Below are 17436 nucleotides of genomic sequence, written 5' to 3'. Positions count from 1 at the left end.
GGAAACGGGGCGTTGCCGAATGGCCCAAGCCACCGCGCCCTTCCTCGACTCTACCGTGAAGACCATCGCGCGGGGAAGGCCGGGTCGGTCCGGCTGTACCTGTGGTTCCTGCCCCGTGCATTTTTCCCGCACGGGGGCCACGGGCCTCAGCCGAGGCCCGGCCTTCCCTGCGCCCTCTGCAAGGAGAGGGCGATCAGACGAGCAAAGACTCGGACGCGAAAGCGGGTGCGAGGATGACCAGTCGTGCCGAAAATTCCGGTGTCGTCCCGGCGAACGACGGGACCCAGACTCCCCGACATGGGTGTGAGGCACGCTGGAGCGATGAGACCGGGCGGTCATGCCGGCCGGTGGTTATGGATCCCGGCGTTCGCCGGGATGACACTGAGGGGTGGGAGCAGGCTGGCCTCCATCGGCGTGTAGCGATGTGTCAGCCATGTCTCCGAACGGTCGTCTCACACGTTCGAAATCGAGCAGTGACCAGCTCATGATCGATGACGACGCGATGGAACGTCAGCGCGGCAAAACAGCAAAAAGCCGGGCGGGGCCCGGCCTTGATGATCTGACGATGCGGCCGCCCTCAGTAGGGGATCGGAATCCGGGTCGGGTAGCCGCCGAGATCGGACGGCGCCATCAGCGGCTGGCGGTCGATCGGCCGGTTCAGATTCTCGCGCGCGAACGACGGGTAGCCGACAGCCGGCGGGAACGCATAGTCCGAGAACTTGCGGTCGCCCGGAAGCACCTCGGTGCCGCCGTCGAGGAACGAGCGGCGGGTGATGTAGATGCGGGTGCGCGGGCCGGACTGGTAGGAATAGTTCGGATTGCCGTTGTTGGTGACGGCAACGGCACGGCGCTTGGTGGTGGCGGCATCCGCCGAGGTGGCGGCAAGAGACGTGACGGCAAGGCCCGTCGCGGCGATCACCGCCAAGGCCATGACCCGGGTCGCAGCAGGAAATTCGATCATCACGTCCTCTTCCTCGCGCCAAAAGGGGCGGGCGCTCGCCATGCGCATGATTTGGCCCGCACAATATCTGGGTCGGCTGTGACATCACAAGGTCATTCCCGCGGCGAGGGGCAAGATAAATCCCTGCTGTGGCGGGAAAGTTGCATCAATATCCGTCACTTGCCCGTGGGTTTGACGGGTCGAATAGGATGCGGTCGCGCCCAGCAACATCCGGACGCAGGCAGACATTCACAAGGCGCCGCGCAGCCTCGGATTGGCGGTCGAAGTCACCCAATCGCCGCTGCCGCTGGCGACGGCGGGTTCGTCGCAGCCGCCGCGCCGCTGATCGGTCCCCATGAAAAGCTGGCTCAGGGCCCGGTTCTGGTCGGGCGCCAGCAGGGTCAGCCGGTTGAGCATGCAGCCGACCATGGCGCGGCGCGCCGGCATCGTCACGCCCTGGCACGACCAGCCGGAGATCCGCAAGCTCGGCTCGGCGATGGTCTTGAGAAAGCCGAGGCAGGCGCCGGATCCCTCGGAAGCGCCGGCCCGCCGCACCAGGCTGACCGGTCCGAACCGGCTGTCGATCACGCCGGCGGTCTCGAGCTCGGACGCGGAGTTGCGCCCCATCCGGATCGCCAGATCGGCCCGGGGATCACGCCTTGCATCGCGCTCCGGTCCGAACCGGTAGATCTCGAGCTCGGCAGCGGGGCGATCGGCGGGTTCGCCCCAGCGCAACACGTCCTTGCGGCCGCCTTCGGGGTGGATGAGCACGGTGTAGGTGGCGGTCCTGTCGGGCTGGTCGGTGAGACGGAGCGAGAACGCCGGCACTGCGGCGTCGGCCAAGGTCCAGCCGGCGCGGCCGGGCGACGTGTCATCGCCGCCGTCGAGATGGTTCCAGCCGGCCACGCCGAGCATGGCGATCAGCGCCAGAGCCCCCACATAGGCGAACAGGCGCGCAAATGTGCCGCAGACCTCGTCCGCGAAGCTCTGGAGCCCCTGCAGGACGGACGCGGATCGGGGCGCTGCGGCTGTTCTGGCCGAATCGGACTGCATCGAATGCGAGACATCGTGGTAACGTTGTGTCAGGGACGTTTCTCGCATAGAAGCGCTGCCGCTTCCGTTTCCGCCTGGTTGCGCGATCGGCCATATTTCTTCGGAGAGTGAATGATGGGTTACAAAGTCGCAGTGGTCGGCGCGACCGGCAATGTCGGACGGGAAATGCTCAATATTCTCGATGAGCGCCAGTTTCCGGCGGACGAGGTCGTGGCGCTGGCGTCACGCCGCAGCGTCGGCGTCGAGGTGTCCTATGGCGACCGCACCCTGAAGGTCAAAGCGCTCGAGCACTACGATTTTGCCGATGTCGACATCTGCCTGATGTCGGCCGGTGGTTCGGTGTCGAAGGAGTGGTCGCCCAAGATCGGCGCCGCCGGCGCGGTCGTGATCGACAACTCGTCGGCCTGGCGCATGGATCCCGACGTGCCGCTGATCGTGCCGGAGGTGAATGCCGACGCCGCCGCCGGCTTCAACAAGAAGAACATCATCGCCAACCCGAACTGCTCGACGGCGCAGCTCGTCGTCGCGCTGAAGCCGCTGCACGACAAGGCGAAGATCACGCGCGTCGTGGTGTCGACCTATCAGTCGGTGTCCGGTGCCGGCAAGGATGCGATGGACGAATTGTTCTCGCAGACCAAGGCCGTCTACACCAATGACGAGCTGGTCAATAAGAAGTTCCCCAAGCGCATCGCCTTCAACGTCATTCCGCAGATCGACGTCTTCATGGAAGACGGCTTCACCAAGGAAGAGTGGAAGATGATGATGGAGACCAAGAAGATCTTGGATCCGAAGATCAAGCTGACCGCGACCTGCGTGCGCGTGCCGGTGTTCGTCGGCCACTCCGAAGCCGTCAATGTCGAGTTCGAGAATCCGATCACGGCGGATGAGGCCCGCAACATCCTGCGCAACGCGCCGGGCTGCCTCGTCATCGACAAGCACGAGCCGGGCGGCTACGTGACGCCCTACGAGGCGGCCGGCGAGGACGCGACCTATATCAGCCGCATCCGCGAGGACGGCACGGTCGAGAACGGTCTCGCCTTCTGGTGCGTGTCCGACAACCTGCGCAAGGGCGCGGCGCTGAACGCGATCCAGATCGCCGAGGTGCTGATCAACCGCAAGCTGATCACCGCGAAGAAGAAGGCGGCGTAACGGACTCGGTCAACACGCAACGTCTTCGGGGCGGGGGCGCGGGACACGATGAGCGAGAAGACCACGCCGGAAGCCGCCAAGCACGTCCCGGGTCCGGTCGAGCGCGGCCTCGAAGGCTTCCTGTTCAAGAGCCGCTGGCTGATGGCGCCGTTCTATGTCGGCCTCGTCATCAGCCTCGCGGTGCTCTTGTTCAAGTTCGTGTTGCTGCTGTGGGAGAGCGTCATTCATCTGCCCACCGCCAAGGAAAGCGACATCATCCTCGGCGTGCTCAGCCTGATCGACGTCTGCCTGACCGGCAATCTCGTGCTGATCGTGGTGTTCTCGGGCTACGAGAACTTCGTCTCGCGCATCGATCCCGGCGGCCATCCGGACTGGCCGGAATGGATGACCAAGGTCGACTTCGCCGGGCTGAAGCAGAAGCTGCTCGCCTCGATCGTCGCGATCTCGGCGATCCAGCTGTTGAAGGCGTTCATGAATCTCGACGCCGGCTACGACTCGACCAAGCTCGCCTGGCTGGTCGGCGTGCACATGACTTTCGTGGTGTCGACGGTGATGCTCGCGCTGTCGGACCGCTGGTCGGGTGATCATTGAACAGGGACGAATAGCGAGGAGCGAATGGCGAATAGGGCCGATGAACTCCTCGCTACTTCCCATTCGCTATTCGCCAGCGCGCGCGCTCTTGAATTCCTTGGCCGCCTTGTCGAGCACGAACAGCGAGCCCTCGGCGACGCCGAAATAGGCCCCATGGAGCTGCAGGTCGCCGGCCTCGACCCGGCTGCGGACGAAGGGGAACGTCATCAGGTTCTCGAGGCTACGGAACACCGCGGCCTTCTCGATCCGGGTGACGAAGTCCTGGAAACTCTCATGCGTGCGCTGCTCGACGATCTCGCCGGGCTTGATGAACATCGACATCCAGCGGCCGATGAAATCGCCGGGCGACAACGGCGCCGCCTTGTCGACGAAGGCGCGGATGCCGCCGCATTGGGCATGGCCCAGGATGACGATGTGCTTCACCTTCAGCACGGTGACGGCGTATTCCAGCGCCGCCGACACGCCGTGCGCGTTGGCGTCGGGCTGATAGATCGGCACCAGATTGGCGATGTTGCGCAGCACGAACAATTCGCCGGGGCCGACGTCGAAGATCACCTCGGGCGAGACGCGCGAGTCGCAGCAGCCGATCACCATGACTTCGGGCGACTGGCCGCGCTCCGAGAGCTCGAGGTAACGGCTCTGTTCGGTCGGCAGGCGTTGGGTGGCGAAGGCGCGATAGCCTTCGAGCAGGCGTTGCGGAAACGAGATCATGGACCTTGCCTAAACACATGCGCCTTCCGGGAACAAGCCTTTCGGCCTGGCTCCCGAAATGGTATCGCGGGCCGCGTCGATAAACCAAGGGAAACGCCGAAATGATCCGCCCGCGCCGCAGTCTCCTGTTCATGCCCGGCTCCAATGCGCGTGCGCTGGAGAAGGGGCGGAACCTGCCGGCCGACGGGCTGATCCTCGATCTCGAGGATTCGGTGGCGCCGGATGCCAAGGCCGCCGCCCGCGACCAGATCGCCAAGGCGGTGGCGGCCGATGGCTACGGCAAGCGGGAACTGCTGATCCGTATCAACAGCCTGGATACGGCGTGGTGGAGCGACGACGTCGCCATGGCGGGACAAGCGGCGACCGACGGCATCCTCGTTCCCAAGGTGTCGACCGTCGAGGACCTTCGTCTGGTCACGGATCGTCTGGCCGAGGTCGGGGCAGATCCGGCGCTGAAGGTCTGGGCCATGATCGAGACGGCGCGCGCCGTGCTCGATGCCGATCTGCTCGCGGCCACGGTGCACGAGCCGGGCTCGCGGCTCGCCGGCTTCGTGTTCGGGCCCAATGACATCTCGCGCGAGACCCGCATCCGCATGCTGCCGGGCCGCTCCACGATGCTGCCGATGATCAGCCACTGCATCCTGGCGACGCGGGCTCATGGGCTCGAGATTCTGGACGGGCCTTACAGCGACTTCGCCAACACCGACGGCTTCGCGCAGGAATGCATCCAGGCCCGCGATCTCGGCTTCGACGGCAAGACGCTGATCCATCCCGGCCAGATCGATGCCTGCAACGCGATCTTCACGCCGCCGGCCGACGAGGTCGCCGCGGCACGCAAGATCATTGCCGCGTTCGAGCTGCCGGAGAATGCTTCGCGCGGCGCGATCCAGATCGACGGCCGCATGGTCGAGCGGCTGCATGCCGAGATGGCGCGGCGCACGATCGCGATCGCCGATGCGATCGCGGCTGTGGCGAAGTGAGGCGTCAGATGCGGCGGAGACTGAGGATGTAGTTGACCAAGTCGCCGCGCTGCTCGGCGGTCAGGATGACGTTGGGCATCGTCGGGTGGCTGCTTTGCAGGAACACCTTGAGCGACAGCTCGGTGGTCGAGGGCATGTTGGCGACGGCCACAAAGTCGGGGGCGGTCGTGGTCTGGCTTCGCGCGCCGCTCGTGTCGATGGCGTGGCAGGTGCTGCACCAGGCCTCCGCCAGCTTGCGGCCGGCCTGCACGCTGTCGGCCGCGGGCGTCACGCCGCCGGCATTGTGCAGCCGGATCAGCAGCATCGCGCCGAGCGCGAGCAGGATCGCGACGCCGACATGGAGCCAGGTGTTGCGGTACAGTTTGGGCAGGCTCATCGCGTTGCTTCGCTCAGTGGGAGGGAGACGGCGATCAGTGCTTGACCGCGGCGGTGCCCAGGCGGTCGATGGTCGGGGCGTTGAGGCAGTACTCCTCATAGTGCTCGGCGCTCGTGCCGGCGGCAAGATCGCGATGGCAGCGCGGCTTGTCCTTGCACATGGCGCAGACGCGCTCCATGTCGCGCAGCACCAGCGGCTCGGCGCGCCCCAGCGAGGCTTCGTCGATGCCGAGCGCCTTCAGCATCCGGGGCAGCTCGTCGGCGGCGTGCTCGCCGTGACGGACCAGCTCGTCGAGATCCGCCGGTGTGACCTGCAGGTCCATCGCGATGCGCTCGAAATCGTCGCGGTCCAGCTGCCGGATCTCGCTCAGCTCACGCCGGTGCCGGAGCCATTGCGCGAACGTATCGATCAGGAACTGAACCCGCGGATAGGGCTTGGCGTCTACGGTCATGACACGTCTCCGATGATTGTTCGCAATCAATCACCGGGTGGACGCGCGGACGTTGCGGTAGATCAAGCAGCGAATCGGTCCTGCGCAGGCCGCAAAGCTGCGCGGCGAAGGTCAGCGCGGGGCAAATCGATCGGCCGCCCACGCATACAGGCTGCCAGGGATCGGCGCCTCGCCGCCGCGGCCCTTCGGCGAGATGTGCAGGCCGATGATCGCGGGATCGCCGATCAGGCCGGAGAAGTCAGAGGGATCGAAGAACGCCTTCGGCTCGGCATGGACAGCGTAGAAGCTGCGCTTCGGCAGCGCGTGGCGCAGCGAGCCGTGGCGGCGGGCCAGCGCCGTCAGCGCGGCAGGGCCGAAGATGGCGACGCGGATGTCCGAGAGGCGGTCGGAGCCGCCGCGCAGGCGGCGCATCGCAAAGGTGAGGCGATGACGCAGCGACAGCCAGTTCGGCGTCAGCTCGTCCTGCGCCATCAGCGCAGCGAACTCGGCGACGATCGGATCGTCCGGCGGCAGGTAGAGCACGGAGTTGCCGAGCTGCCGCGGACGCTCCCAGGCGAAGTAGGGCAGAGCCGGATCGATCTCGACCGGCCTGAGCAGCAGCACGTCGGCATCGAGCCAGAGGCCGGCGCGCTGTGCCATCAGCCGCATCCGGAAGAAGTCGCTGAACTGCAAGGTGGTCCAATCGCGCCAGCTGCCGTCGGGCTGCGGCGGCCTGAGACGTTCGGAGAATGCGTAAGGAAGGACCGCCTCGGCCTCGGCATTGCCGACGCCGTCGGGCAGGCCGGGCAGCGGATCGAAGCTGTAGACGGTGACCTTGTGGCCGGCGGCGAGCTGCGAGCGCAGGCAGGTCTGGCGCAGCCGGTCGAGCGGCCCGCGCCAGAAGGTGACGACCTCGGGCAATACACGCGTCAACGGCGGACCTGCTGGGCTGCTCTCGAAACAAGGCCCCGGACGAGGTCCGGGGCCCGCGAACTCTCTGCCTTCAAGCGGGGCTCAGGCCCAGGCGCGCTCGGCCAGCTTGGCCTCGTAGCTGTCGATCGAGGCCTTCTTCTCCAGCGTGAGCCCGATGTCGTCGAGCCCATTGAGGAGGCAGTGCTTGCGGAACGGGTCGATGTCGAACTTGACGGTGCCGCCGTCGGGGCCGCGGATCTCCTGGTTGGCGAGATCAACCGTCAAGGTCGCGTTGGCACCGCGCTCGGCGTCGTCGAACAGCTTGTCGAGATCGGCCTGCGACACGCGGATCGGCAGAATGCCGTTCTTGAAGCAGTTATTGTAGAAGATGTCGCCGAACGAGGTCGAGATCACGCAGCGGATGCCGAAATCGAGCAGCGCCCAGGGCGCGTGCTCACGGCTCGAGCCGCAGCCGAAATTGTCGCCGGCGACGAGGATCTTGGCGTTGCGATAGGCCGGCTGGTTGAGCACGAAATCCGGGTTCTCGCTGCCGTCGTCCTTGTAGCGCTGCTCCGAGAACAGGCCCTTGCCGAGGCCGGTGCGCTTGATGGTCTTCAGGTACTGCTTGGGGATGATCATGTCGGTGTCGACATTGATGATCTTCAGCGGCGCGGCGACGCCTTCCAGCGTGGTGAACTTGTCCATCGGGGCACCTTCGAGAATACGGGCAGGCCGCTGTTTAGCCCGAACGGCAGGGCGGATAAAGTCAAAATCCCGGTGCTATCGGCCGGGTCGTCAGTCGACGGACGCCTCGATCGCCTCCATGTCGTCGTCGGACATTCCGAAATGGTGGCCGATTTCGTGGATCAGGACGTGGCGGACGATGTGCCCAAGACTCTCGTCGTGCTCGGCCCAGTAATCCAGGATCGGACGGCGGTAGAGCCAGATCATGTTGGGCAGCCGGGGCAGGTCGTCATTGCTGCGAAACGGCAGTCCCGTGCCCTGGAACAGGCCGAGCAGGTCGAACTCGCTTTCGGCCTGCATCTCGTCGAGCACCTCCTCGGTCGGAAAGTCGTCGACCCGGATGATGACGCCCTCGCAAAGCCTGCGAAAATGCTCGGGCAGACGCTCGAACATCTCGTGCGCCATGACTTCCATGTCGGCGAGCGATGGGGCTTTCAGATCCGTCCACATTGCCGCCTTCTAGCCCGGCTTTGATCATCTTGCATCTTGGTTCTATGACATGTGGGGCGGCGCCGGTTGACGCAGGGGATGAAAACGGCGACCGTCTTGGCGCGCGAATTGGGGGTTGGGGACAGATGAGACAGATGTCGATGGTGCTGGCCGGGACGGCGCTGGCCGCGGCGGTCGTGATCTCGATCTCGGCGGGAGCGCAAGCGGAGCAGGCCGCGGGCGTACGCGGCGCCGTCCAGAGCGAGATGAGCACGGATCTCTCCGCGCAGCGTCGGCAACGACGGATCCAGATCTATCCGCGCTACGAGGGCCATTGGCAGCCCGATGTGGTGCCGCGCTTCAATCCGGGTCCGAACGCGGTTCGTGTATGCGATGCCACCTATGTTCCAGAGCATCGGCCGAGCGGCACCGTGATCGTCCCGCATATGAGTTGCGTCTGGCGACGCGGCTGACTGCTGGTCCCGCGCACTGCGCTGCTTGGCGGCGCGGCGAGGCGCGGATCGAGCGCGGCGACGTCACCGTCCGGACACAGTGCCGATATGTCGCGCACTGCGGTGGAACCATGTGCGACATATCGGCATTCTGCTCCTGCGCAGGTCTTCATGTCCCATTCACGTCGCTCGTTCGAGACTGGTCTGCGTCGCGCTGCTGCGGCCGCCCTTCAGGCAACTGACAAGGCGGAATGTACGGTGCCGGACGTGATGTCAGGCGATCGAGGGAGAAGTTCATGACTGTGATGAAGCTGTTGGGCATCGCGGCGGTTGGCGCCGTTCTCGCGATGGCTGCCCCCGCCGAACGCGCGCAGGCGCTGTCGCTGATCAATCCGGGCACCGCGACCGCGGTGCAGCAGGGCACGGCGCAGGAGACCACGCAGGCGCATTGGCACGGCCGCCACCATTGGCATCCCCGGCGCCACTACTATCCTCGGCATTACTATCATCCGCGGCATCACTGGCGGCCGCATCACTACGGATATCGCCATCACGGCCGCTGGTAAGCCGCGCTTTCCGGCCGATCGAGACAATGACCGAAATCAAACAGGCCCGCTTTGCGGGCCTGTACGTTGATGGGGGCTGGTAACGAGGTTCGCCATGAAACCATCAGTCAACAGAACCTGGCTCGGGATCGGCATCGTCACGGTGGCGATGCTGCTCGCGAGTTCCGCTGCCACCTCTCCTGTCGCCGCAGGCCCCGCCGTCACGCAGGCGCGTCAGACCGCAACGGATCCTGGCCCGCGCCGGGAGGGTCGCAGAGTGAAGCCCGTGGTGTCGACGGCGGAGGTGCCCCACTATCTTGACCGTCCCACGGACTACGCGCCGGCCTATCCGCCGGGCCCCTTGGTTCTATTCACGCCGTTCTACGATTGAGGCCATGTCAGCGCGTCGCGTTCGCGGAGCAAATGCCTGCGCGTGGTTAGTTGCGAAGTCCCCGCACGAGCAGCGCGTCAGCCCTTGCGTCGGCATCCGTGATCCTGAGTTGCACAACGACGTAGAGGCTCACGTGCATCTCCTCCGCCGCGACGCCACGCCGCAGATGCGCGTACACCGTGCATCACTGACGAGCATCATTCATGCCGCATTCACGTCGCTATCTCTACGTTCATGTTGGGGCGCGCCAATCCACCGATCGGACGACCAGCATCGGCGCTGCATGGGTCCATCGTTGCACGGCATTCAGGGAGAAGGGACCATGATGAGGATGAAGGACCAGCGCGCTGGTCTGGCTCGTCGCCTCAGTCTTGCGGCGGCGACATTGTTTCTCTTGGCCGGCGCGTCCGGCCGGCCGGCGCTTGCGATGTCGCCGGTGAGTCCCGGCGCCGGGCCTGCGACGCAGGCGCCCTCCGACGTGTTGGCCGTTCAGGTCCGAGGACCCGGCGGCCATGGCGGGGGTGGCGGCGGCGGACATCCCGGCGGTGGTGGATTTCACGGCGGACCGGCCTTCCACGGCGGCGGCGGTGGCCCGGCGTTCCATGGCGGCGGCCACGCCTTCGGAGGCGGTGGTCCGCGTCCCGTCTTCCACGGCGGCGGCCCGGCCTTTCACGGCGGATTCGGCCCGCGGCCGGTGTTCCATGGCGGCGGCTATCATTATCGTCCGCACTATGCCTACCGGCCGTACTTCCATCACCACCGTCGGCACTTCTACGGCTATCGCAGCTACTACACGCCGGTCTATACGTCGGGCTACTACTATCCTTATCGCCGTTGTCGCGTCGTCTGGACCTATTACGGGCCGCGCCGCATCTGCCACTATCGGCATTGGCGAGGTCATCACTGGCGTCCTCATCACCGGTGGCATCATCGCCACCACCGGCACCATTGGCGCTACTACTGACGCTGTCTGAAGTTCGAACGAGACAGGGAAGGACGCTCAACGGCGTCCTTCTCTCATTTCAAGGGGATGAGTGGGGCGCGGCGGTCAGAGCCAGTCCTTGAACTGCCAGTTCCTCACGCTCAGCTTCCAAGGCACCAGCGTTTCCAGGCGCCATTTGGCAAAGCGGCCGGGCGGCCAGTTCGACAGCCGCCGCTCCTCCTTCGGAGCCTCGGGCTGGGCAATGATCTTGGCGGGCGGCGTCTTCCGGCGCTGGCGCGTCGCATCACGGATGAGGTCGACGTATTCCGGCTTGTCGGCCATGTCAGGCTCCTCGGCACGTTCCTCTGCAGACGCAGCGCGTCCGGCGGTAGGATTGTGCGCGCTGAGACTTAAGAAGCCATTGCCGAACTGTGTCGATGTTGAGGTGAAATGAAAAACGCGACGGCTGGGTGAAGCCATCGCGCTCGTTTGTAGACCGGCCGCCGTGCCGGATGTGAAGCAGCGAGATGACGTCAGCGCCAGTCGCGCACGTCGACGAAGTGTCCTGCGATCGCGGCCGCCGCAGCCATCGCCGGCGACACCAGGTGGGTGCGGCCCTTGAAACCCTGGCGTCCCTCGAAATTTCGGTTCGAGGTCGAGGCGCAGCGCTCTTCGGGCGCCAGCTTGTCCGGGTTCATGGCGAGGCACATCGAGCAGCCTGGCTCGCGCCATTCGAAGCCGGCCTTGACGAAGATCTTGTCGAGGCCCTCGGCTTCCGCCTGCTCCTTGACGATGCCCGAGCCCGGCACGACCATCGCATTGACGTGGCCGCTGACGGTCTTGCCTTCGGCGATCTTGGCTGCGGCGCGCAGATCCTCGATGCGACCGTTGGTGCACGAGCCGATGAAGACGCGGTCGAGCTTGATGTCGGTGATCTTCGTGCCCGCGGTCAGGCCCATGTACTTCAGCGCGCGATGCTTGGAGATGCGCTTGGCCTCGTCGGCGATCTTGTCCGGATCGGGCACAACGCCGGTTACCGAGATCACGTCCTCGGGCGAGGTGCCCCAGGTCACGATCGGCGGCAGCTTGGCGGCGTCGAGCCGGAGCTCATGGTCGAAATGCGCGCCGTCGTCGGAGCGCAGCGTCTCCCAGTAGCGCATCGCCGCATCCCAGGCCGCGCCCTTCGGCGCCTTGGGACGGCCGCGCAGGAAGTCGAACGCCTTCTGGTCGGGCGCGACCAACCCGGCTCGTGCGCCGCCCTCGATCGACATGTTGCAGACGGTCATGCGGCCTTCCATCGACAGCGCGCGGATCGCCTCGCCGGCATATTCCAGCACGTAGCCGGTACCACCCGCGGTGCCGATCTCGCCGATGATGGCGAGGATGATGTCCTTGCCCGTCACGCCGTCCGGCAGCACGCCGTCAACCGTGACGCGCATGTTCTTGGCCTTCTTCTGGATCAGGGTCTGCGTCGCCAGCACATGCTCGACCTCGGAGGTGCCGATGCCGTGCGCCAGCGCGCCGAACGCGCCATGCGTCGAGGTGTGGCTATCCCCGCAGACGATCGTGGTGCCGGGCAGCGTGAAACCCTGCTCGGGGCCGATGACGTGGACGATGCCCTGGCGGCGGTCGAACTCGTTGTAATATTCGATGCCGAATTCCTTGGCGTTCTCGGCGAGCGCCTTGATCTGCTCGATGCTCTCCGGATCAGGGTTCGGCTTGGTGCGGTCGGTGGTCGGCACGTTGTGGTCGACGACGGCGAGCGTCTTCTCCGGTGCATGCACCTTGCGGCCGGTGGCGCGTAGGCCTTCGAACGCTTGCGGCGAGGTGACCTCGTGCACCAGGTGACGGTCGATGTAGAGCAGGCAGGTGCCGTCCTCGGCTTCGTGCACCAGATGGTCGTTCCAGATCTTGTCGTACAGCGTGGTCGGTTTCGACATGAGCGAATGCTCCCGGGAATTTAAGGTTTGAAACAGGACGCGTGAGGGGCACGCGTGAACAATCAGGAATGGCGCTGCGGCTTACAGCGCGCGCCTAAGCTCTGATGTCGCCGAGGTGGCGAAGCGTCCGAAGAACCGCCCGGGCAGCCGGCGGCGATCGTCGATGACGACGCGGCGACAGGCCATGCTGGTGCGATCTAGAACCATTCGAGAGCGTTATATAGCACGCAGCCGCCGAAGTGCGAGATGCGTTTGTGCCCGCCGTCATTGCGAGGAGCGGAGCGACGAAGCAATCCAGAGTCCTTGCTCGGCTCTGGATTGCTTCGCTCCGCTCGCAATGACGGAGAAAAACAAAAAAGCGCGGGACCAGCCCGCGCTTTCGGTCAATCCAATGGACGCAACGATTACTCGTTGACGGCGGTCTGCTGCCGGTCCTGCTTCTCGACGATGCGGGCCGACTTGCCGCGCAGCTGACGCAGGTAATACAGCTTGGCGCGACGCACCTTGCCGCGGCGCACGACCTTGATCGAATCGATCATCGGGGAGAGGATCGGGAACACGCGCTCCACGCCCTCGCCATAGGAGATCTTGCGCACGGTGAAGCTCTCGTTGATGCCGCCGCCGGACCGGCCGATGCAGACGCCCTCATAGGCCTGCACGCGCGTGCGCTCGCCTTCGACCACCTTCACGTTGACGATCACGGTGTCGCCTGGGCCGAACTCCGGAATGGTCTTGTTGGCGGACAGCTTGTCGAACTGCTCTTTTTCGAGCTGCTGAATCAGGTTCACGGGTAAATCTCCATCGGCGGCGCGCCCAGCCGGGTCACGCGGGGGCTGCGCTTGTTCCTGCCGTCACTTGCGGAATTGGGCGCTCCTATAAGCCAAAGCGCGAGGCTTGTCACCCGTCTGTCGTGCTTTTTGGCTCTTTTTGGCCGGTCTCTCTTTGTTCTCGGTCGTCGCGCGCCTGCCATTCGGCCCACAAATCCGGCCTTCGCGCTTCAGTCAGCGTCTCGGCCTGGGCGCGGCGCCAAGCGGCGACCTTGGCGTGGTCACCCGAGGTGAGCACATCCGGAATGGTCCGGCCTTCGAATAGTTGGGGCCGGGTGTATTGCGGGTATTCAAGTAGGCCATCGGAAAAACTCTCGTCGGTGCCCGATTCGAGCTTGCCCATCACGCCTGGGAGCAGCCGGACGCAGGCGTCGATCAGCACCAGGGCGGCGATCTCGCCGCCCGACAGCACGTAGTCGCCGATCGAGACCTCGGTCAGCGCGCGGGCATCGATGACGCGCTGGTCGATGCCTTCGAAGCGACCGCAGACGATCAGCGGACCTGGGCCAGCGGCGAGGTCGCGGACGAAGGCCTGTGTCAGGGGCCGACCGCGCGGACTCATCAGCAGCCGCGGCCGCTCAGGCGCGATGGTAGCGGCGTCGATCGCGGCGGCCAGCACGTCGGCGCGCAGCACCATGCCGGGCCCGCCGCCGGCGGGGGTGTCATCGACGCTGCGGTGTTTGTCGGTGGCCGACGCCCGGATGTCGCGCGCCTCCAGCGCCCAGATGCCGGACGCCAGCGCCCGGCCGGCCAGGCTGACGCCAAGCGGCCCTGGGAACATCTCGGGGAACAGGGTGAGCACGGTGGCGTGCCAGGGCGCGGGAGGGGCGGAAGGCGAAGCGGTCATGATGCTCTGTTACGGCACCGGCGCGGTGAGATCGAGCCCCCGCAGCGGCGCTGGCCAACTGATGCAACTCTCCATTACCGGTGTCGTCCCGGACAAGCCGTGACGCGTACCCGCGCGTCGCGGCGCCGATCCGGGACCCATACCGCGTGATGTCGAAACGCGGCACGCGGCCAGTCCCGCGCAAGCCAATCAGCTGCGGTGGTTATGGGTCCCCGCTTTCGCGGGGACGACGAGCGGAGTTTGAGGCGGCGTCGTCTTGATCCGAGGCCAACTCATCCGAGGCCGATTCATCATCGCCCTCGATCTCCGCTGGCAGCTCGATGATCACGCGGCCGCCGGCAAGATCGACCGTCGGCACCACCGCATTGGTGAACGGCAGCATCAATGTGCTGCCCGAGGGCGGGGCGATCTCGATGATGTCGCCGGCGCCGAAATTATGGATGGCGAGCACGCGGCCGAGCTGCGCGCCGTCAGCGGTCTCCGCGGCGAGGCCGATCAGGTCGGCGTGGTAGTATTCGTCGTCAGCCGTCTCGGGCAGGCGGTCTCTGGGCACGTAGAGCTCGAGCCCGTTGAGGCGTTCGGCCGCATTGCGGTCGGTGACGCCCTTGATGGTTGCGACCAGATGGTCCTTGGCCTCGCGCGCTTTCGCGACCTCGAACGAACGGCTGCCGTCCTTGGTCGTGAGCGGGCCGTAATGCAGCACGGCCAGCGGATCCTCGGTGAAAGCCCATAAGCGAACCTCGCCGCGCACGCCGTGCGCGGCGCCGATTCTGGCGACACAGATGAGCTTGGACATCAGCGTGCCTCGTCCTTCGAGACGCGCTCAAACGCGCGCTCCTCAGGAGGAGGAGCCAGTTCCTCATGCAAGGGAGCACGGCGCAAGCCGCGCGTCTCGAAGCATGAGGCCGCGCTCGTCAACGACCTTAGCCCTTGGCGGCGGCTTCAGCCTGCGCCTTGCGCTCCTTGCGCGGCACGGCCTTGATCGGGTTCTGGCGGGCTTCGCGCTTCTTGACGCCGGCGGCGTCGAGGAAGCGGGCGACGCGGTCGGACGGCTGCGCGCCCTTGGCGAGCCAGCCCTTCACCTTCTCCATGTCCAGCTTGAGGCGTGCCTCGTTGTCCTTCGGCATCAGCGGATTGAAGTAGCCGAGACGCTCGATGAAGCGGCCGTCACGCGGGAAGCGCGAGTCGGCGACGACGACGTGATAGACCGGGCGCTTCTTGGTGCCGGCGCGGGCGAGACGGATGACGACGGACATGAAAGTTCTCCTTTGAGGTCGATGTATTGATGTGAACGGTGGATGTGATCGTCATTGCGAGCGAAGCGAAGCAATCCAGGGCGGCGTGTGCGACTCTGGATTGCTTCGCCGCTTCGCGCCTCGCAATGACGGGAGTGAGATCATTTCTTCTTTCCCGGAGGGAGGCCAAGACCAGGAAGCGTCGGCTTGCCGCTGAGACCGGTGAGGCCGGGGAGATTCGGCAGTCCGCCGCGAAGGCCGGCGGGCAGATCCTTCGGCAGGTTCGGCAGCCCGCCGCCGGGCAGGCCGCCCGGCATCTTCTCGGCGAGCGCCTTGAGCTGATCCGGTGACGGCATGCCGCCACCGCCGCCAAAACCCATCGCCTGGGCGATGCCGGCGAGCGGGCCGCGCTTGCCGGAGCCCATGGCCTTCATCACGTCGGCCATGTTCCGGTGCATCTTGAGCAGCTTGTTGACGTGCTCGACGCTCTGGCCGGAGCCGGCCGCGATGCGCTTCTTGCGGCTCGCCTTGAGCAGGTCGGGATGCTTGCGCTCCTCGCGCGTCATCGAATCGATGATCGCGACCTGGCGCTTGAGGATCTTGTCGTCGATCCCTGCGGCGGCGATCTGGTTCTTCATCTTCGAGATGCCGGGCATCATGCCCATCAGCCCGCCGATGCCGCCCATCTGCGCCATCTGCTGCAGCTGCTCGCGCATGTCGTTGAGGTCGAACTGGCCCTTGCGCATCCGCTCGGCGGCGCGCGCGGCCTTCTCGGCGTCGATGTTCGCCGCGGCCTTCTCGACCAGCGAGACGATGTCACCCATGCCGAGGATGCGGCCGGCGATGCGCGAGGGATAGAAGTCCTCGAGCGCGTCGGTCTTTTCGCCGGTGCCGAGTAGCTTGATCGGCTTGCCGGTGACCGCGCGCATCGACAGCGCCGCGCCGCCGCGGCCGTCGCCGTCGATACGGGTCAGCGCGATGCCGGTGAGGCCGACGCGCTGGTCGAAGGCGCGGGCGAGATTGACGGCGTCCTGGCCGGTCAGCGAATCCGCGACCAGCAGCACCTCGTGCGGGTTGGCGACCGCCTTGATCTCGGCGGCCTCCTTCATCATGTCCTCGTCTAGCGTGGTGCGGCCGGCGGTGTCGAGCAGCACCACGTCGTAGCCGCCGAGCTTGGCGGCCTCGATGGCGCGGCGCGCGATCTGCGGCGGCATCTGGCCGGCGACGATCGGCAGGGTCGGGATGTCCAAGTCGCGGCCGAGCACCGCGAGCTGCTCCATGGCGGCCGGACGGTAGACGTCGAGCGAGGCCATCAGCACCTTGCGCTTGTCGCGCTGGACCATGCGGCGCGCGAGCTTGGCGGTGGTGGTGGTCTTGCCCGAGCCCTGCAGGCCGACCATCATGATCGGCACCGGCGGCACGGCGTTGAGGTCGATGGTCTGGCCGTCGTCGCCGAGCGTCTTGACCAGCTCGTCATGGACGATCTTCACGACCATCTGGCCGGGGGTGACGGACTTGACGACGGTGGCGCCGATCGCCTGCTCGCGCACGCGCTCGGTGAAGCTGCGGACAACCTCCAGCGCGACGTCGGCCTCGAGCAGCGCCCGGCGAACCTCGCGCATCGCGGCGTCGACATCGGCCTCCGACAGGGAGCCACGCCCCGTCAGCCGATCGAGAATGCCGCCAAGCCTTTCCGACAGATTGTCGAACACTTGCTTCGTCCTTTGTCCTGCGGAACGCAGGCGCTTGAATTGCTCGGTCGTCATGCCCCGCGCAAACGGGGCATCCAGTACGCCGCGGCGTCTCGGATCGAGCCGCACCGTCTCGGAGTACTGGATCACCCGCTTTCGCGGGTGATGACCACCACGTATGTTTCGGCAAGGCTCGCCGAAACGGAAGTTCCAAACACGTTTGCGCCCGAGGGCGCACAGCGCTGTCGGGCGGTGACCTCCGGCCTCCAGG

Annotated in this window: 22 protein-coding genes; 7 read left to right on the top strand and 15 right to left on the bottom strand. The window is 65.9% G+C overall.

Annotation, left to right across the window (positions count from 1 at the left end; all coding sequences use genetic code 11):
- Window positions 1-577: 577 nt before the first annotated feature.
- The gene (locus tag QW868_RS05235; protein WP_315740669.1) at window positions 578-961 is read right to left on the bottom strand and encodes a hypothetical protein; all 384 of its coding nucleotides are present in this window, start codon (window positions 959-961) and stop codon (window positions 578-580) included.
- Window positions 962-1189: 228 nt separating this feature from the next.
- Window positions 1190-1993, bottom strand: a complete 804-nt coding sequence (locus QW868_RS05230; protein ID WP_316230072.1) for a hypothetical protein — start codon at window positions 1991-1993, stop codon at window positions 1190-1192.
- Window positions 1994-2107: 114 nt separating this feature from the next.
- On the opposite strand from QW868_RS05230, the gene QW868_RS05225 reads away from it, so the two are divergent.
- Window positions 2108-3142 (top strand): aspartate-semialdehyde dehydrogenase, encoded by a 1035-nt coding sequence (locus QW868_RS05225; RefSeq protein WP_315740740.1) that lies wholly within the window; start codon window positions 2108-2110, stop codon window positions 3140-3142.
- A 48-nt stretch (window positions 3143-3190) separates the two neighbouring features.
- Window positions 3191-3733: a TIGR00645 family protein gene (locus QW868_RS05220; protein ID WP_315740671.1), complete on the top strand. Its 543-nt coding sequence runs from the start codon at window positions 3191-3193 to the stop codon at window positions 3731-3733.
- A gap of 66 nt (window positions 3734-3799) precedes the next feature.
- Here QW868_RS05220 and QW868_RS05215 read toward each other — a convergent pair whose 3' ends face one another.
- Window positions 3800-4444, bottom strand: a complete 645-nt coding sequence (locus QW868_RS05215; protein ID WP_315797896.1) for a carbonic anhydrase — start codon at window positions 4442-4444, stop codon at window positions 3800-3802.
- 101 nt (window positions 4445-4545) lie between these two features.
- Between QW868_RS05215 and QW868_RS05210 the strand changes: the two genes are divergently transcribed.
- Complete coding sequence (locus QW868_RS05210) at window positions 4546-5424, top strand: CoA ester lyase (RefSeq protein ID WP_315740673.1); 879 nt, start codon at window positions 4546-4548, stop codon at window positions 5422-5424.
- 4 nt (window positions 5425-5428) lie between these two features.
- On the opposite strand, the gene QW868_RS05205 is transcribed toward QW868_RS05210, so the two are convergent.
- The 5 genes from QW868_RS05205 to QW868_RS05185 form a co-directional block, all read right to left on the bottom strand.
- Window positions 5429-5800 (bottom strand): cytochrome c, encoded by a 372-nt coding sequence (locus tag QW868_RS05205; protein ID WP_315781693.1) that lies wholly within the window; start codon window positions 5798-5800, stop codon window positions 5429-5431.
- Between the two features lie 34 nt (window positions 5801-5834).
- Window positions 5835-6251, bottom strand: a complete 417-nt coding sequence (locus tag QW868_RS05200; RefSeq protein ID WP_315740675.1) for a DUF6455 family protein — start codon at window positions 6249-6251, stop codon at window positions 5835-5837.
- A 111-nt stretch (window positions 6252-6362) separates the two neighbouring features.
- Window positions 6363-7163 (bottom strand): hypothetical protein, encoded by an 801-nt coding sequence (locus tag QW868_RS05195; protein WP_316230071.1) that lies wholly within the window; start codon window positions 7161-7163, stop codon window positions 6363-6365.
- Window positions 7164-7244: 81 nt separating this feature from the next.
- Window positions 7245-7847, bottom strand: coding sequence for a 3-isopropylmalate dehydratase small subunit (leuD, locus tag QW868_RS05190; protein WP_315715892.1), 603 nt, complete (start codon window positions 7845-7847; stop codon window positions 7245-7247).
- A 90-nt stretch (window positions 7848-7937) separates the two neighbouring features.
- Window positions 7938-8336 carry a metallopeptidase family protein gene (locus tag QW868_RS05185; protein ID WP_315740677.1) on the bottom strand — a complete coding sequence of 133 codons (399 nt, stop codon included), beginning with the start codon at window positions 8334-8336 and terminating at the stop codon, window positions 7938-7940.
- Window positions 8337-8479: 143 nt separating this feature from the next.
- Between QW868_RS05185 and QW868_RS05180 the strand changes: the two genes are divergently transcribed.
- The 4 genes from QW868_RS05180 (at window position 8480) to QW868_RS05165 (ending at window position 10667) form a co-directional block, all read left to right on the top strand.
- Window positions 8480-8788, top strand: coding sequence for a hypothetical protein (locus QW868_RS05180; RefSeq protein ID WP_409997714.1), 309 nt, complete (start codon window positions 8480-8482; stop codon window positions 8786-8788).
- 275 nt (window positions 8789-9063) lie between these two features.
- Window positions 9064-9333, top strand: a complete 270-nt coding sequence (locus QW868_RS05175; RefSeq protein WP_315770562.1) for a hypothetical protein — start codon at window positions 9064-9066, stop codon at window positions 9331-9333.
- 94 nt (window positions 9334-9427) lie between these two features.
- Entirely contained in the window at window positions 9428-9703 is a 276-nt protein-coding gene (locus tag QW868_RS05170; RefSeq protein WP_315740680.1) for a hypothetical protein, read from the top strand.
- A 322-nt stretch (window positions 9704-10025) separates the two neighbouring features.
- Complete coding sequence (locus QW868_RS05165; protein ID WP_316230070.1) at window positions 10026-10667, top strand: hypothetical protein; 642 nt, start codon at window positions 10026-10028, stop codon at window positions 10665-10667.
- 84 nt (window positions 10668-10751) lie between these two features.
- Here QW868_RS05165 and QW868_RS05160 read toward each other — a convergent pair whose 3' ends face one another.
- The 7 genes from QW868_RS05160 to ffh all read right to left on the bottom strand — a co-directional run bounded on the left by QW868_RS05160 (window position 10752) and on the right by ffh (window position 17186).
- The gene (locus QW868_RS05160) at window positions 10752-10967 is read right to left on the bottom strand and encodes a hypothetical protein (protein WP_315715897.1); all 216 of its coding nucleotides are present in this window, start codon (window positions 10965-10967) and stop codon (window positions 10752-10754) included.
- Between the two features lie 191 nt (window positions 10968-11158).
- On the bottom strand, window positions 11159-12565 hold the full coding sequence (gene leuC, locus QW868_RS05155) for a 3-isopropylmalate dehydratase large subunit (protein WP_316230069.1): 1407 nt from the start codon (window positions 12563-12565) through the stop codon (window positions 11159-11161).
- 404 nt (window positions 12566-12969) lie between these two features.
- Window positions 12970-13353 carry a 50S ribosomal protein L19 gene (rplS, locus tag QW868_RS05150; RefSeq protein WP_015663536.1) on the bottom strand — a complete coding sequence of 128 codons (384 nt, stop codon included), beginning with the start codon at window positions 13351-13353 and terminating at the stop codon, window positions 12970-12972.
- A gap of 109 nt (window positions 13354-13462) precedes the next feature.
- A complete protein-coding gene (gene trmD, locus QW868_RS05145) occupies window positions 13463-14239 on the bottom strand; it encodes a tRNA (guanosine(37)-N1)-methyltransferase TrmD (RefSeq protein ID WP_316230068.1) in 777 nt (258 codons plus the stop codon).
- A 202-nt stretch (window positions 14240-14441) separates the two neighbouring features.
- The gene (rimM, locus tag QW868_RS05140; protein ID WP_315811912.1) at window positions 14442-15035 is read right to left on the bottom strand and encodes a ribosome maturation factor RimM; all 594 of its coding nucleotides are present in this window, start codon (window positions 15033-15035) and stop codon (window positions 14442-14444) included.
- Window positions 15036-15162: 127 nt separating this feature from the next.
- Window positions 15163-15495: a 30S ribosomal protein S16 gene (rpsP, locus tag QW868_RS05135; protein ID WP_008964221.1), complete on the bottom strand. Its 333-nt coding sequence runs from the start codon at window positions 15493-15495 to the stop codon at window positions 15163-15165.
- Between the two features lie 140 nt (window positions 15496-15635).
- On the bottom strand, window positions 15636-17186 hold the full coding sequence (gene ffh, locus QW868_RS05130; RefSeq protein ID WP_316230067.1) for a signal recognition particle protein: 1551 nt from the start codon (window positions 17184-17186) through the stop codon (window positions 15636-15638).
- Window positions 17187-17436 lie beyond the last annotated feature (250 nt).

Origin of the sequence: Bradyrhizobium sp. SZCCHNR1051, assembly GCF_032489615.1 — a bacterium.
In the GTDB taxonomy this organism is placed as follows: domain Bacteria; phylum Pseudomonadota; class Alphaproteobacteria; order Rhizobiales; family Xanthobacteraceae; genus Bradyrhizobium.
The sequence above is the reverse complement of the archived record's forward strand: the minus strand, read 5'-3'. Positions and strand labels throughout refer to the sequence as shown.

Excerpts from the sequence above, each read along its gene's own strand:
- QW868_RS05170 (WP_315740680.1), top strand. The coding sequence starts at position 9,428 with ATGAAACCATCAGTCAACAGAACCTGGCTCGGGATCGGCATCGTCACG.
- QW868_RS05160 (WP_315715897.1), bottom strand. The coding sequence starts at position 10,967 with ATGGCCGACAAGCCGGAATACGTCGACCTCATCCGTGATGCGACGCGC.
- leuD (WP_315715892.1), bottom strand. The coding sequence starts at position 7,847 with ATGGACAAGTTCACCACGCTGGAAGGCGTCGCCGCGCCGCTGAAGATC.
- rimM (WP_315811912.1), bottom strand. The coding sequence starts at position 15,035 with ATGTCCAAGCTCATCTGTGTCGCCAGAATCGGCGCCGCGCACGGCGTG.
- trmD (WP_316230068.1), bottom strand. The coding sequence starts at position 14,239 with ATGACCGCTTCGCCTTCCGCCCCTCCCGCGCCCTGGCACGCCACCGTG.
- QW868_RS05185 (WP_315740677.1), bottom strand. The coding sequence starts at position 8,336 with ATGTGGACGGATCTGAAAGCCCCATCGCTCGCCGACATGGAAGTCATG.
- QW868_RS05165 (WP_316230070.1), top strand. The coding sequence starts at position 10,026 with ATGATGAGGATGAAGGACCAGCGCGCTGGTCTGGCTCGTCGCCTCAGT.
- rpsP (WP_008964221.1), bottom strand. The coding sequence starts at position 15,495 with ATGTCCGTCGTCATCCGTCTCGCCCGCGCCGGCACCAAGAAGCGCCCG.
- QW868_RS05210 (WP_315740673.1), top strand. The coding sequence starts at position 4,546 with ATGATCCGCCCGCGCCGCAGTCTCCTGTTCATGCCCGGCTCCAATGCG.
- QW868_RS05215 (WP_315797896.1), bottom strand. The coding sequence starts at position 4,444 with ATGATCTCGTTTCCGCAACGCCTGCTCGAAGGCTATCGCGCCTTCGCC.
- QW868_RS05220 (WP_315740671.1), top strand. The coding sequence starts at position 3,191 with ATGAGCGAGAAGACCACGCCGGAAGCCGCCAAGCACGTCCCGGGTCCG.
- QW868_RS05200 (WP_315740675.1), bottom strand. The coding sequence starts at position 6,251 with ATGACCGTAGACGCCAAGCCCTATCCGCGGGTTCAGTTCCTGATCGAT.
- QW868_RS05175 (WP_315770562.1), top strand. The coding sequence starts at position 9,064 with ATGACTGTGATGAAGCTGTTGGGCATCGCGGCGGTTGGCGCCGTTCTC.
- QW868_RS05225 (WP_315740740.1), top strand. The coding sequence starts at position 2,108 with ATGGGTTACAAAGTCGCAGTGGTCGGCGCGACCGGCAATGTCGGACGG.
- QW868_RS05205 (WP_315781693.1), bottom strand. The coding sequence starts at position 5,800 with ATGAGCCTGCCCAAACTGTACCGCAACACCTGGCTCCATGTCGGCGTC.
- QW868_RS05230 (WP_316230072.1), bottom strand. The coding sequence starts at position 1,993 with ATGCAGTCCGATTCGGCCAGAACAGCCGCAGCGCCCCGATCCGCGTCC.
- QW868_RS05235 (WP_315740669.1), bottom strand. The coding sequence starts at position 961 with ATGATCGAATTTCCTGCTGCGACCCGGGTCATGGCCTTGGCGGTGATC.
- leuC (WP_316230069.1), bottom strand. The coding sequence starts at position 12,565 with ATGTCGAAACCGACCACGCTGTACGACAAGATCTGGAACGACCATCTG.